We start from the raw sequence: 15,606 nt of genomic DNA on the forward strand, positions 1-15,606 counted from the left end.
AAGCACATCTGTGCATAATATTATAAGTTATCTGTCTTTAAAATCTGCCTCTGTCAAGAATATAACATCACCATTCTCGCTTCTCTTCTTCTTAAGTCCACCAAAGAATCTTCTTGATGCTCTTCTTTCAGAGTTGACAATTGCCTGATTGATAATTTCCTTGATATCATCAAGTTTAATATTATCATTCACGTTATGAAGTTTGTCAATCTTAAGATACAGTTCCAGTAATGCATCATCATCAACCTCATACTGTCTCTTTCTTGCGAATCTCTTCGCCATCTCAACAAGCTCATTAACAGTGTACTGCTTAAGAACAATTCTGTGATTGAATGTCTTGGTAAGCTCAGGATTAAAGTTGATAAGAACGTTCATGTCTGTATCTGAATCTTCAAATATGACAATCATTCTTCCTGTATCCTGTTCAAGACAGTTAAGCAGTTCATTAATTCTCTTAGGCTGGATTGTTCCTGCGCCTTCAACGATAAGAGCTGTTCCCTTAAGTCTTCCCATTGCCTTGGCAATACCTCTCTGGTTAATACTCTCTCCTGATGTCTTAGCAATCTTCTTTGGCTGGTCTGGATATAAAGTATTAATAGCTCTAATTATAGTTCTTGCAAGGTCTGTCTTATCAGAACTTGAATTACCAGAAATAAGAATATTTCCTGATGCTGATGAATTCATCTGCATTTCATCGTCAATTGTATCGAAAAGATCAGCTAACTGTTCCTCAAGTCCTGGCATATCTCTGTACTTTCTGAATATCTTTGCCAGCTCTCCTGTAAGCTTCTTCTCTATCTGCTCAGTTTCTTCAATCTCTTCTTCCATAGTCAATGGCTGTTCTTCTTCTTGTCTGGTGAATGGAATTACTGTTTCTTCCGGCTCAACACCTGCAGCTACCTCATCTAGTACAACAGCCTCCTCACCTTCTTCTTTATTGTCTTTATTATCAATATCTTCATTCATAATTGAATTGATATCTGAAATCATTGATTCTGACACAGTTGGTATCTGTGCTGTAACTAAAGGAATATCTTCATTCTCTATAGCAGTTGCTGCCTGCTCTAGTCTCGCTGCAGCCTTACCTGTTCTTATTGCAAGATCCATTCTCGCTGAATCAACTGCCATCTGTGCAAGAGCTGCTCTCTTTGCTTCTTCCTTATCAATCTCCTTACCATCAGCCAGTGCTTCTGCTTTCTTCTGCTCTACAAGCTTTTCATAAGCTGCACTTTTCTCGTCTTTCTCATCAAGATAACGCTCAAGCTCTGACTTGGAGAATTCCTTAGTATCCTGCTTGCCATACTTTTCTTCTCTTACAGACTGCATCCACTCTGTTATATCCATCTGGCCTTCAATCTGGTCATCATCCTCCTGAACTTCTGCATCATCATTAACAACCTGTTCAGTTACAGGAGCCGGAGTCTTAACCTCCTTTGCAGGCTGTTCTTCCTTATTCTTAGAAGCTGGTACAAATGTCTTAACATCAGCATCTTCTTCCTCATCACCGAACAAGTCACTCATCTTGGCAGCAAGCTCTTCCTGAAGATTTCTTGTATCATATAAATTGTTATATTCAGGTACAGGAACATTAATATCTATATTCTCTGCTTCCTTATTGATTCTTTCCTCAGCTTCTTTTCTCTGTTCAGCTTCGTCTTCTTTATTGATCTGCTCATAATTATCAGCTAATTTCTGCTTTGCATTCTCAATAAGCTCCTTAAGTGAGACATTTGCCTTATTAATCTCGCTTGAGAAATTCTTCTCTCCATCTTTGCTAAGTGTCTCAGAAACCTCTGGCTTCTCCACCTGAGGAGTCTCTATCTTAGACATAACAACAGAGCTGTCCTTAGTATTATCTGCATCTTCATCCTTATTCAGAGCTTTCATTAAAAATGCTTTGATATCATCATTCTGGTCGTTCTGTACAAGGTCTATTGAAAGAGGTCCTTCCTCCTGTTCCTTAGCAAACTCAGGAACATTCAGACTTACCTCTGGCACTGGCTGTTTACCAGTTGATTTCTGTTCTTTCTCATCTTCTTCACGGAAAACATCTTCAACTTCATCTCTCTTAAGATTAGCAAGTTCCTTCTGCTTTGCAAAAAGCTCTTCCTTAGTTGCCTCTATATCTTCCTTTCTTTTTCTTACATCTTCTAAGATACCTTTCTGTGTCTTAGTAAGAACAACACCAAGCTTTTCCTTTAACTGTACTGCTTTCTCAACGTATATACCATCCTGAAACCACAGAACGATATTATCACATGTCTTAATACATTCTTCTTTTCTTCCAGTCTTATAATACAGCTTTGCAAGCTCATACATATACTTCTCATCAATCTCATGATCCCTGTAATCCTCTAAGATTCCTACAAGTTCATTATCTGATGCATTCTGTGCCTTTCTAAGGTCATAATACAGGATGAATCTGCTCACATCATGCTGTGAAGATTTGCTGTATTCTTCATAAAGCTCGTTAGCATTATCAAAATCTCCAACTTTAATAAAGAATTCAGTAAGCTTATAAACCAGCTTTCTTCCGCCAAGGTTTCTGTTATAAGCAAGAATTGCCATGTCTCTTGCTTCTTCATAGTCCCCGACTGCTTCCTGCACATTAATGGCTGTGGCAAGTGCCTGCCAGTCTTTAACCTTAGTCCAGTTAATATCCTTAGCTATGGCTGCCGCTTCTGTGTATTCCTTTTTCGCTGCCAGCTTCTTAATCTGGTCTATCTTAATTCCTAATTCGTATTTATTCATGATTATATATTCCTCATTCCAATGCTTACTTGATGAATGTTGTGAATAATTTATTTATCGCATTTTACAACTCATTAAAGTTTAGCACAGCCTAAGTTCATTGTAAACCAAGTTCACAGAATTGTTACAAATATGTTACAAAAAATCAAATGTAGCCTGTTCGTAATCCATTCTCGTGTATTCCAATTCTGATTCCTTCGTGCTGCTGTAATAATCAACAACCACAGTCTGCTGCCTTGAATCAACAAGCTTCTGACCAAGTATGTAATTAACATCGAATCTTCCTGTAATAGCAGGAGTTGCACCTCTTGCCGGAACAATAAGCTGGACATGATTAGTTGCAAGCAGCTTGAATATTGGCTCCCATATGTATATATCCTTTGCCGCACCGAATGGGTTATCTATGAATATTGTCTTACCCTCAACACCTTCATTACCTGAAGAATTCATATTAGATATGTAGTTGATAATCGCAATAAGGAACTGGATATATATACCCTGTGACTGTCCTGTTGAGCCAACCGCTTCCTCATATCTTAAATAACGGCTCTGGTCCTTGATTCTCTCTCTCTTATACAGATTAATTCTGATTGAATTCATATCTGTGACAATAACTGAGAAAAGTCTCTTCCATGACAGTCTGTTTCTTATATACTTGAGTCTTTCCGCAGGCTCTTTAAAACTTTCCGCCATAAAAACAGTTTCATCAATATATTCAGACATCTTTTCCTTATATAATTCTTCCTTTATATAAGGAATCTGCAAACTGATTATTGCAATCTGTTCTCCGTCAAGATTGATATTAGACAACTGTGGCAGACGGTCAAGCTCAGTCTTAATATTACTGCATGTCTGGATACAACGATTTTCAAAGTTATCCTTAATCATCTGCATATCCTCTATACCCTTGGCAATGCGGTCTTTTTCTAACTGTATAAATGTGTTCGTCTCATTTAACGATTCAATCATACTTCTTGTCTTAGCCACATTTTCAGGAACATTAAGTGATATCCTTACTTCATCAGCAAGCTCGACTGCATTAAATCCGTTAAGCAGGTCAATAAGCTTAGATTTATTCTTATTAAATTCATCAACCTTCTTATACTCTAATCTGGTAATTGAAGCATATTCTTTATGAACAGCCTCATATTCTGTAAGATTAGCTGTAATTCCTTGTGCATCCTCAGGACGGAATTCTTCTGGAACATGCATGCCCGCATCAGACACGATTCTTTCAAGGTCTTTTCTGCATACAAGAATGTCTTTTAATGAATCAGACATCTGTCTGCGTGTCTTTTCCTGAACCTTGGTGTTATCCTCTAACTTCTTAATAAGTACCTTGTGCTGTGTAATGAATTCATCCGGGTCATCGCATGGGAATTCATTAAAGCTTCCATAATTATTCTCAATCTGGTTAATACCATGTGCGATACTTCCCTCAAGTCTATTAAGAAGTGCTTCCTGTGACTCAAGCTCTTCCCTTACAGAATCACTGCTCTTCACAAGATTATTAAGAGCATCCTTGGCATTCCTTAACTGCTGTGAACCTGCTGCCATAATCTCACCGACTTCATACTTTGCCTTAATATCGTCAAATGTATAACCTCTGTACTCTATTGCATCACGACATTTGTTCATAGATGCAGACAGATGGTTCATCAGCGCCTGCTTATCTGCAAAGTCACTGTTCTTCTGTGAAAGTGCTGTCTTTAATCCGGTGAATCTGCTCTCTATTTCATCCTTATCAAGACGGTATGTATCGTCATCGATTTCTATTGAAACATTTTCATCATAATAAGGTGCGTACTGCTCCTCCCATGACTTAATGATTTCATCATATGCCTTTCTTGTACTGTCCTCGAAATCTCTCGCGGTATCATACTCAGAATTAGCAGAAGCTGCTGCCTCCTCGCACTCATATATGCGGTTTCTTGCACTGTCCACATCAGCCTTCAGTCCCTTTAAGCGCTCATACTTTTTATCTATAGAAGTATTCATCTCCATAATACGCGAGAGCAGGCTGCATGCTGTTTCCTTCTCTTCTATATCATCTCTTGTCTGTGCGAGGTTCCTTGAAAGCTGCTCTTTAACCTCATTTAACACACTTCTCTTCTTCTCAGCCTCAATAATTGCAGCCTCGCTGTCAGCAATCTTTAATCTGATTGCTTCTGCCTCGGACGCATCCACCTTTCCAGACGCAGCATTATATACAAGTGCAAATGTATAATCATTCCACACAAGCTCCATTCTGTCGGCCAGCTTTCCTGCCTGCGCCTTATGCGACTCAAGCTCCTCCTGTGCAAGCTTAATCTGTGTCTCAAGCTTTGCCTCATCACGCAGGAACGACATATCCTTTAATGCGAATACAATCAGATCTTTGTTAATCTCTAACTTAGTATCAATAAGCACCTGCTCGCTTATAACAGGATAAGCAGCCGCACCCTTGCCAAAATCCTTAAGCATCTCATCTGCTTTGATTCTCTCGAAATCGTTCTTTATTATAAATGCGTACTCAACGAAAGGTGTTCTCTTTAATACATCTCTTTTCTGTCCTGCATTCAGGGCTGCGAACCACTCATGACCCTCAACAACATCTGAACCATACTGGCTCTCAAGGTATTCCTTAAGCCTGTCTCTTTCAGAACTCTTACAGATATATGTTCCCTTTCTTGCATTGTCAATAAAGCTATCAAGTTCCTGGGCTGCCTTACACTCTTCTGTATATTCACTGCGCATCTTCTGGTAAGTCTCAAGAATAACCGAAAGCATTGCCTCGTCATTATCTGCACTGTATATTTCACGGATTTTGCCCATGCGCTCGTTATCAGCATTTCCAGCTTCATCAGCCTTTTCAAGCTTTTCTGACTGCTCTGTAAATATATCAATAAGTGCTTTATTGGCAGATATTGTCTCATTAAGTGACATTAACTGCTGCTGCACATCATTGAATTTTTCGGACATTCTTGTCTCTTCATTCTTTAACAGTTCTTTATCCCTGAATGACTTATCATATTCTTCAGACGCATTTTCACATACGACAGTTCCTGCCTCTGATAAAGATGCTCCAAGCTGTGCCTGTAATTCCTGTATCTCATTCTCAAGATTATCAGAAAGACTACCAAGACCTGCCGCCTCTTTGTCAGCATTTCTAAGGTTATCCTTAGACTCTGATAATCTGACTTCCAGAGCCTTAACACGGTTAGCTGCTATATCAAGCTTTTCCTTAAGTCTTCTGGTCTCTGTCTCATAGAATTTTCTGTAACCTGCAGCAAGTATCTTTAACTCTGCTGTTATATCCGTATCTTCTCTTAATCTGTTATCTATCGCAATCTGAAGTCCTTTATAAGACTTCTCGTATTCTGCATAATCTTTATAATCACCCGCAGACTCCATCAAAGAAAGCTTTCCTCTTGCCTCTTCAATTGCAGCGTTCTTGAGTTCAAGTGCCTTTCTTGTCTCATTAACAAGGCTCTCAACTCCTGCCATCGAATTCTTTTCAGACATAACCTCTGCAACTGCTATAGCTTCCTTCTCGTGTGCAAGCTCATCATACATCTTAGTGATAAGGTCATCCTGACTCTTAAGTTCCTTATCCTTCTTATCACTTTCCCGCATAGCAACAAGAAGCAGGTCATATAGCTGCTTCTCTATTTCTTCTTTTCTGTTGTAAAATGCTTCATATGTCGACAGATATTCTTTAAAACTGTCGATAGCTGCAATCTGGCTGTCATATGCTCCAAGCTGTGAGTGTTTCTTTGAAAGCTCCACTAACTTGTCCTTAATATCCATAAGAGTCTGCGCCATCATGCCCTCGTCATTGTCAACTGACAGCTTGTTATTGAAGGATTTCTGGATAATCTCTTCTATAAGCAGATCCTCAACAACCTTACGGCTTGTCTTATAATTTGACTCGAAATATGTTCTTACATGTCCCTCTGTCTTGTTAATTCCACGCACAATTTCCCATGCACTCTCATATATTCCGTAGTTGCTTATGAAGCTCTGGTAATCACCTTTTCTGTCAAATATCTTAACAACATATTTGTACCCTCCCTTCTCAATGTCACGAAGATAAGCCTTAAGTCCGTTATATGTAATTCTCTCTCCATTACTTACAAGTGGAAGATTCTTAATGTCGTTATCGCCAAATTCCCTGTAGAATATGCAGTAATTAAAGTATTCAACACTTGCTGTCGGTGCAGCTGTCTGTTCCTGTCCATCCTGATTCTCATCGTCTGTGCCTCTTCCCTTTCTTGCACAGAAACCAGTTGTCATGAACCTGAAACCATCCTTCTGATAACATGGATCTAACTTCCACTCAACCAAAGAATGAATACATGTATTACCGCTTCCCTGTCTGAAAAGCTTCTCAATAGGCTGCTTGTCATCAAGTGTGCAGTTAGGAAGCATATTCTGCATAAGAAGCAGCATAAGCAGACTCTTACCACCTCCATTGGCAAGGTCATATATAGTATTCTGGCAGTTGAAACGCATCACGAAATCGTCGTACACCTGTGTACCGAAATTATATTTAACATTATTAACTCTGATTCTGTTAATCTGTGGCATCGCGTCCTCCATTCATAAGTTCGGCAAATCGTCCTCTGTAATCATCAAAATAATTCTCTATAAGACTTCTGAATCTGTCTGTCGGATAATATCTGTCCTGACTCTCAACTAAAAGTTCCTGCGCAACGCAGAAATTAAGCACAAGCTTTACCATACCCGACTTTGAATTTCTTGCTGCTCTCGCTCCTGTCTGATCCTCTACTGTTGTCACCGGAAGCTCGTCCCATGTAAGTGCTATCTGCTTAAAGCTGTTCTCCTCAACCTCATCAAGCACAAGCCCTGCGCTCTTATCGACAATACCACCTGTTGTCTTATCAACATTTTTAATGATGTCCTCAAGTCTTATGAACTCAGCATAAGTTGAACTCATTGTATCTGAATAAAACTCTGTTATTATGTTGTAAATTATGAAATACGCAAGATATAATTCTTTATTAACTCTTAATCCAAGTACATTTCTTAATTCCTCGTTGGAATATCCAAACACCCTGTTATTATCACCTGCACTCACATACAGACCATTGTTATATTCATATATGTTAAGATTAAGTTTCTTAAGTGACATATGAACGATGTCATACACTTCTGCATTATTATTGTATTCCTGATAAAGAGCTGCATTCTCGCCCCTCTCAGACACATTTTCCCCTGTGATAAGCTTGGAAACTATGTCCAGCGCCTTATCTAGATTTCTATTCTCCATGTGCTTCCTTTCGTACCAATTCAACATCTGCCATCATACAGTTATCCGACAATATAACCTGCCCGCCAAGCCCTTTTCTTATTGCAAATGTAAAGCTTTCCGTATCTTTAAAGCCTTCCCCTAAGTATGCATCAAGAAATGTATCTTCTCCCGCATTACCGCCAAGCTGGTACTCATCCTTCTGGCACAGATTAACAAAGAAAGAGAAGAAATCTGCATTTCTTAGAATCTGCTCACCATACGCCCTCTTCATTGCATCTGCAAACTGACCGAGTGTTATAATGTCCGATTTTTTCAAACACACAATGAGATTTTTCATAAGGAATACGTAATTATCCTTAATTCTCTTTTCTTCAATCTCATCTGCGAATTCGATATCTTCCGGTCTTTCATTGCTTATAAGTTCCTTCTCCTCATATCTTGGAGGCTTCACCATAAGCGCATCATCAATGCTTATCAGGTCAAATGTCTTTCTTATGTTCGGCTTTAGAAGCGGACTTAACATTGTGACTAATATATCTGCATTGTCCCTCTTAATCATATCTGAAAGTGCCGATGTGAAATCCATATGGCTTCTTAATCTGCCAAGCTTGGCGCGTCTTACTGCGTCATCGGTCATCTTCTGCATTTCTGTACAATCCTTTAACAGCTCGCTGTGCCTGTTCATTGCCTGCTTAAGCTGAGTCTCAAGACTGTATATTTCGTTCATCGTCCTGTAATAGCCTTCGCCTGTGCTGCCCGATGCATTAAGCTTCTCGATTGATTTTGCAATAAGGTCACGGTTCTTCTTAAAAAGCTTTTCTTCATCATCAAACCATTTCATTCCTGTCTTGACGAATTCCTCATAAGCCTCTATTCCTGCAAATACATCGCCCGACAGAATTGTCAGCACTTCATTCTTCTTTAACTTAAGACGGTTGACCTCTTCGTTGATTCTTTCAACTACTTCAACTCCGCCACGGAAGTTCTGTGAATTAATCATTTTTTCAAGAAGAAGCTGGGATACGCTTATCCTGCTCTCGTCCTTGATTTCCTTGGTATCAAGATAGAATTCAATAGCATCAGGGCTTATCGAATACCACACGGTATTGTCTCTTATCGAACTCTCGATTATCTTCATTCTTGATACTCTCTTTTTCCTGTCCACCGGGTCAAAATACGAGAATTCAAATGGCCTGCCATCATTCTTTATCTTGTCAAATATATAATCAGCAATCTCCTTGCTGTCCTGTTCATTCAAATCAAGCCCGAAATCTCTCTTAAGTATCAGCCTTAAGAAATCGAGATATTCGGGATATGTAACATCCTTTTCCTTAAAATTATTCTCCTCTATAAAGAAACGGAGAACCGCCATAACTATATAGCCCATATCAAGGATTTCGTATTTGCCATCCTTGAAATTAGAAAATGATGTGTCTATCAGTCTGAAGAAAGGATAATATTTCTTCAGATTAAGCATTCGTTCACGGTGATCCGATATGATATCACCTGTCATATTCTCTGCCATAGTATTCTTCATTTCTGCGCACGCATTTTACACATATTGTCTTAACGCCCGGTGCGCCAGGGCATTAAGCTTAAAGCTTGGTTCTTCACCAAATTTAAAGCTCGGTTCTTCCGTCCAGCGCTCTTAAAAGTGTAACCTCATCGATATATTCAAGATCGCCGCCGACAGGAACTCCGCTTGCAATTCTTGTCACCTTAATTCCTGTTGGCTTTATCATTTTGCTTATGTACATTGCTGTTGTCTCACCCTCCAGATTGGAATTAGTTGCGATAATAACCTCGTCAACATCTCCCTGAAGCCTTACCATAAGCTCCTTTAACCTGATATCAGCCGGTCCGATTCCAAGCATCGGGCTTATTGCTCCATGAAGAACATGATATACGCCCTCGTACTTTCCTGTCTTTTCATATGCCGCCATATCTCTTGTATGTTCAACTACCATAATTGTCTTATGGTCTCTTTTCTGGTCGCGGCATATCGGACACAGTTCTTCATCTGTAAGTGTAAAACACTCCTTACAGTAGTGAATATGCTGCTTTGCATCAATCATTGTGTCTGCAAGGCTCTTAACCTCAGACTCAGGCATGTTTATAATGTGAAATGCCAGGCGCTGGGCGCTCTTCGCCCCAACCCCTGGTAATCTCGACAATTCTTCAATTAATCTGTTAATATGACCACTGTAGATGTCCATTAGAATAAGCCTCCGCCTAATCCTCCAAGTCCTCCAGTAATCTTAGCCATCTGTGCCTGTGACTCTTCTTCGCATTTTCTTAAAGCTTCATTAGTAGCTGCTACGATTAAATCCTCAAGCATCTCTACATCCTCTGGATCAACTGCTTCAGGGTCAATCTTAACCTTAGATACTTCTCTCTTACCTGTAACAGTTACCTCAACTACTCCGCCGCCTGCTGTCGCACTGAATTCCTTATTCTCAAGCTCTGCCTGCTGCTCCTCCATCTGACGCTGCATTCTCTGTGCCTGCTTCATCAGATTATTCATATTACCAGGCATTCCTCCTGGAAAACCACCTCTTTTAGCCATTATATAAGTTCCTCCTTATCATCTACTTCTATATCTATGCCTACGAGTTCCTTAAGATCCACGAATCTGCTGTGGAAATCCTCATCATCGTTAAGCTTAGTCACTTTAATTGAAACCCTTACTCCTGTTCTCTCCTCAATTACATTCTCTATGCTCTCCATAACTTCCTGTCTGCTGAGTGAATTATAGGCACTAAGTGATTCTACCATAATTTCAAGACTAATTCCATCTTCTGCTAATGTAACATGTGCAGCCTGTAAAAATGTCTGATTAACCGGATCATCTATCGTTGCAATGATATCCTTCCAGCCTGCCGCAATTGCCTTAACATCTTCCGGAACAGCGTCATATACACGCTTAACTACAGGCTTCTTTGGTGTCTGTTGCTGTACTGCTGCCTGGCCTCCCGCAGCACCTGCATTTACAAGTCTGCCGCTTTTAATATCATCAAGTACTTTCTGTAACTGCCCTTCAAGCATTGTCACACGGCTTACAACATCGCCGATATCCTGACTGTTATCCATTGCCGGACGCATCAGCTTTATAAATGTTATCTCTGTTTTAACTCTCTTCTGTGTAGAAAACTTCAGGTCATTCGATAATTCTGACAACACTCTTATATAGTACATAAGTGTATCTATATCAACATTCTGTGCATCCTTCTTCAGGTCTTCAAGATTATCTGCCGATACTTCTATTACATCTTCAATTCTTTCTGCATCTTTAGTTGTCTTAATAAGAAGCAGATTTCTAAGATACCATATAAAATCTGTAACAAACTGTGAAAGGTCTCTTCCCTGCATTATCAAATCTTCCATAAGTGACATGCACACGGCAACATCTCCTGACAGGATTGTTGAAAGCATTTTACTAAATACCGCCGTGTCAACTGCCCCAAGTACATCTAATACATTTTCATACTTAAGGTCTTTTCCCAGATAGAATGCCAGACACTGGTCTAACAGACTTAACGCATCTCGCATAGAACCATCTGCAGCTTTGGCAACATATTTTATTGCCTTGTCCTCTACATTCAGCCCCTCCGCCTTCATAAGTTCTGACAGTCTTGCGGCAATTGTCTCTATTGTTATCCTGTGGAAGTCATATCTCTGACATCTTGAAAGGATTGTAATAGGAATCTTTGCCACTTCTGTAGTAGCCAGTATAAATATTACATATGCAGGAGGTTCTTCCAATGTCTTTAACAATGCATTGAACGCTCCTATTGAAAGCATATGAACCTCATCAATTATATAGACTTTGAATCTTCCTTCTGTCGGTGAGTACTGTACTTCTTCTCTTATCTGTCTTATATTATCGACACCATTGTTAGATGCCGCATCTATCTCTATTACATTCATGCTTGTTCCAGCCGCAATCGCCTTGCATGTCGGACACTCCCCACAAGGGTTGCCATCAACCGGATGCTCACAATTAACTGCCTTCGCAAATATCTTGGCAACTGATGTCTTACCAGTTCCTCTTGTTCCGCAGAACAGATATGCATGGCCTATTCTGTCTGCATTAATCTGATTTCGCAGAGTTGTTACTATTGTATCCTGTCCTTTGACATCATTAAAATTGTCCGGACGCCATTTTCTGTATAAAGCCTGATATGACATGGTTACCTCCCTCTGCGCTGTCTTTACTTTCGCAGCCCTTAACCTCATGCGTAAAACCATCCGCCTCCGGCGTCTGCCGCTGCTTCGCAGCTTATGTTTTACTTATGTCGGTTAAGTTCCTGCTTCGCAGGATAATTTAGGAATATCATACAGTTTCTTACATGCAAGCATGACGAATCTGCCTGACATTCCTAAATTAGCTGCGACGAGTAACATTTTAATAACAAAAGCCGTGCGTCCGGCTTCGAACTGATATCCACAGACGTTACCGATGCAGTTAGCTCGATCCAGGCACCCTTTCAACACCCGGAAGGTCCCACTTAATGCTGCTTCATTCCTGACCTGACATGGTTCGTGGATTTCCGTCGTGAAAGACCCAAATGTCAACACCACTTACACCGGGCTGCTCCATAAATATCAGCCCTCTGCCGAACATCACCCCTGCTATAGCGGATTGCAGGTTCAAGGTGCCGCTACTACCCCGGCTGCACGGTATTTCAATTATACTTGTTATATATGCTTGTTGTCAAGGTGTGAAGCGTTGACAAAATAAGACAGCTAAATAAGCCAGTCCCTAAGAATCATTTCCTAAGGACTGGCTTTAGCAATCCTTGTCAGAACAGGCGGCAAAACCAACTTCTTACCACTCCCGAATATCACCAGAAACTTGCCATAACCTACTATCCTCTATCAACTTCGCTATTGCGTAGGTCTTTTCAAGCACTGTGAGACTGTCATCCCCTCTTGCTAACCTACTCAATCATTATATTCTTGCCTTTTCGTAGGTCTTTTTCCAAACTTTCTTCTATTTAATGATACTCTTACCTCTCCAAAGACCTACTACCTCCACTGTATTAGCTTGATTAGTGGGTTTTTCTCTTCCCAACACGTCTTTTTCTCATAATTTCAACCCACCCATTCTGCATATTGTGAAGCTTGCGTAGGTCTTTCCCTCTTCAACACGCTGTAACCATCAACCCCCACGAAATTAACAATCTCCACACACAAAAAAGACAGCCTCCGCAATCCACGCAGAAGCTGCCTTAAACCATTACCTTAAACGTATTACTCCAAACATATTATTCCTGTTCTTCATACCTAGGAAGCTCAACTATCACCGCCTCATGATGAACAGCCGGAAGGAATTTCTCCATCACTTCCTTAGTCTTTAATTTAAGACTTGATGTATTAATGCAAGGATGACATCCGAGAGATTCACCCTCAAGCACTTCCTTATCCATCAGTAACTGCACATGGTTATCCGTATCATTCATAAGTCCCATTATGGATACTGAACCCGGTGTTATATCAAGGAATTCCTCCATATATGATTCATCTGCAAATGAAAGTCTCGCTGAATTAATCTGCTTACTCAGATCCTTTGTCTTAAATGGCTTGTCACCCGGCATCATAAGCATATAAAAATTCGTCTTCTGTCTGTTACATAAGAAAAGATTCTTACATATAAGTGTGTCCAGAATCTTATCTATGTCATTACACACTTCCATTGTTGTAGCAGGCTCATGGTCTGTTCTGTAATATTCCATTCCAAGCTTATCCAACAAATCATATACTCTGATTTCTTTTTCTAGTCTTCCTGTTTCATCGGCAGGTCTTCCTTTAATAAGTTCCATGATATTTCTCCCTGACAATCTGATATTCCAATATTCTACTCAAAATAATACAGATATACATCCTCAAGGTCAATATTATCTCCAACTTTTACTGCTTCTTCTGGCAGCTCATCACCTACAACTCTTAACGCAAGACCGTTCTTTCTCTGTCTGATATTGCCAATCTTGTATTCCTTCTGCAGCTCGCCGACCTCATCAAGCGTGCATGTTATCTCACCAACTTTTCCAGCCATGCTTTCAATAAGCTCAACAGGTGTTCCTGTCGCAATTATTTCTCCGCTCTTTAGAAGAAGTACTTTATCAGCAATACATTCAATATCACTTACAACATGAGTTGCAAAAAGAATTATCTTGTCCTTAGACAGCTCTGCAATATAGTTTCTTATTGAGATTCTCTCTTTAGGGTCAAGTCCTGCTGTCGGCTCATCAAGTATAAGAATCTTAGGATTACCAATAAGTGCCTGTGCAAGTAGCACTCTCTGCTTCATTCCTCCTGAAAATCCTCCAATTTTCTTATATGCAACCTTAGTAAGATTAACTACCTCTAGCAACTCGTCTATCTGCTGGTTGACAGTCTTAACAACCTCATTGCCATTGTCATCAGTCGTCTTAATCCTCTTAACTCCCTTAATCTCTGCCATATATTTAAGAAATGCTTTAGGCGAAAAATCTTCATAAAATCCCTGCTGCTGCGGCATGTAGCCAACCAGACCCCTGAACTGTTTGCCAAGCTTTAATATATCTTCCTCTGCACTGTCCTCGCCAAAAAGAATACTTCCACCATTCATCTTATCTCTCGATACATTATCTGTGATAAGATTAATCATAGTACTCTTGCCGGCTCCATTAGCACCAAGAATACCATATACTCCTGGTGTAAATGTATAATTAATCCCCTTCAGTGCCTGAACTGTACCATAAGTTTTCTTTAAATTCCTTACCTCTAATTTCATACCCTGTACCTTCTCTTTCCTAATGATTTTCCGAACTACATCATAACCAGCATAATAATAAGCTCAGCCACTAACTCTGTCACATAACGCATAGTCATGAATTATCCTACCGATGCATGAAGTATAAGACTTTTGATAGCTCCGATACTGCCTACTGATATAATCATTATACTACTAATCTGTGCCAGTGCAATCATAATTCTGCGCACGTTCCCTCCTTTTATTATTAATACGAAAAATGTTCCAGATAAGTTGACGCATTTTCACAAAAAAGTTAAAATTTTTATAATATTTTGTGGAGGATAATCTAGTGGAGAATACTCAGGTGGTTTTTGAAAAAGATGATTACAGATATATGAAACAGGCAATCACACAGGCTAAGAAGGCTTATAAACTCAATGAAGTGCCTATCGGCTGTGTGATTGTGTATGAAGGAAAGGTTATAGGAAGAGGCTACAACCGCCGTAACACTGATAAAACCTCTCTCGGCCATGCCGAGATTACTGCAATTAAGAAAGCCAGCCGCTACATGAACGACTGGCGGCTTGAGAACTGCACTTTATATGTTACGCTTGAACCTTGTCAGATGTGTGCAGGTGCTATTGTTCAGGCAAGAATTCCAAGAGTTGTTATCGGTTCCATGAATCCCAAAGCAGGATGTGCCGGTTCAATACTTAATATCCTTCAGATTCCGACATTCAATCACCAGTGTGAGATTACTAAAGGTGTATGTGAAGAAGAATGTTCAGAAATGCTCACAACATTTTTTAAGGAGCTGCGTAAAAGCAAGAAAAAGAATACTGCTGTCACTACTGATGGAGAATAA

Annotated in this window: 10 protein-coding genes and 1 other RNA gene; 1 reads left to right on the plus strand and 10 read right to left on the minus strand. The window is 39.9% G+C overall.

The features are described 5' to 3' along the window. Positions 1–27 precede the first annotated feature (27 nt). The 10 genes from GKE48_RS03660 to GKE48_RS03705 all read right to left on the minus strand — a co-directional run bounded on the left by GKE48_RS03660 (position 28) and on the right by GKE48_RS03705 (position 14,780). Positions 28–2,751, minus strand: coding sequence for a hypothetical protein (locus tag GKE48_RS03660; protein WP_154300456.1), 2,724 nt, complete (start codon positions 2,749–2,751; stop codon positions 28–30). Positions 2,752–2,886: 135 nt separating this feature from the next. Next, the gene (locus GKE48_RS03665) at positions 2,887–7,320 is read right to left on the minus strand and encodes a hypothetical protein (protein WP_154300457.1); all 4,434 of its coding nucleotides are present in this window, start codon (positions 7,318–7,320) and stop codon (positions 2,887–2,889) included. Next, positions 7,307–8,023, minus strand: coding sequence for a DUF6063 family protein (locus GKE48_RS03670; RefSeq protein WP_012740229.1), 717 nt, complete (start codon positions 8,021–8,023; stop codon positions 7,307–7,309). The genes GKE48_RS03665 and GKE48_RS03670 overlap by 14 nt, the downstream gene beginning before the upstream one ends. Beyond that, positions 8,013–9,542 (minus strand): hypothetical protein, encoded by a 1,530-nt coding sequence (locus tag GKE48_RS03675; protein WP_022098267.1) that lies wholly within the window; start codon positions 9,540–9,542, stop codon positions 8,013–8,015. Before GKE48_RS03675 ends, GKE48_RS03670 begins: the two co-directional genes overlap by 11 nt. An 82-nt stretch (positions 9,543–9,624) precedes the next feature. Beyond that, positions 9,625–10,221: a recombination mediator RecR gene (gene recR, locus GKE48_RS03680; RefSeq protein WP_012740231.1), complete on the minus strand. Its 597-nt coding sequence runs from the start codon at positions 10,219–10,221 to the stop codon at positions 9,625–9,627. Then, positions 10,221–10,571: a YbaB/EbfC family nucleoid-associated protein gene (locus GKE48_RS03685; protein ID WP_154300458.1), complete on the minus strand. Its 351-nt coding sequence runs from the start codon at positions 10,569–10,571 to the stop codon at positions 10,221–10,223. Before GKE48_RS03685 ends, recR begins: the two co-directional genes overlap by 1 nt. After that, positions 10,571–12,193, minus strand: a complete 1,623-nt coding sequence (gene dnaX / locus GKE48_RS03690; protein ID WP_055288042.1) for a DNA polymerase III subunit gamma/tau — start codon at positions 12,191–12,193, stop codon at positions 10,571–10,573. Before dnaX ends, GKE48_RS03685 begins: the two co-directional genes overlap by 1 nt. 230 nt (positions 12,194–12,423) lie before the next feature. Next, positions 12,424–12,686, minus strand: an RNA gene (ffs, locus tag GKE48_RS03695) — signal recognition particle sRNA large type. A 586-nt stretch (positions 12,687–13,272) separates the two neighbouring features. After that, complete coding sequence (locus GKE48_RS03700; protein ID WP_055216540.1) at positions 13,273–13,827, minus strand: prolyl-tRNA synthetase associated domain-containing protein; 555 nt, start codon at positions 13,825–13,827, stop codon at positions 13,273–13,275. A gap of 35 nt (positions 13,828–13,862) precedes the next feature. Beyond that, positions 13,863–14,780: an ABC transporter ATP-binding protein gene (locus GKE48_RS03705; RefSeq protein WP_154300459.1), complete on the minus strand. Its 918-nt coding sequence runs from the start codon at positions 14,778–14,780 to the stop codon at positions 13,863–13,865. 310 nt (positions 14,781–15,090) lie between these two features. Between GKE48_RS03705 and tadA the strand changes: the two genes are divergently transcribed. After that, positions 15,091–15,606, plus strand: coding sequence for a tRNA adenosine(34) deaminase TadA (gene tadA / locus GKE48_RS03710; protein ID WP_278320281.1), 516 nt, complete (start codon positions 15,091–15,093; stop codon positions 15,604–15,606).

The organism is Lachnospira eligens (assembly GCF_009680455.1).
Taxonomy (GTDB): domain Bacteria; phylum Bacillota; class Clostridia; order Lachnospirales; family Lachnospiraceae; genus Lachnospira; species Lachnospira eligens_A.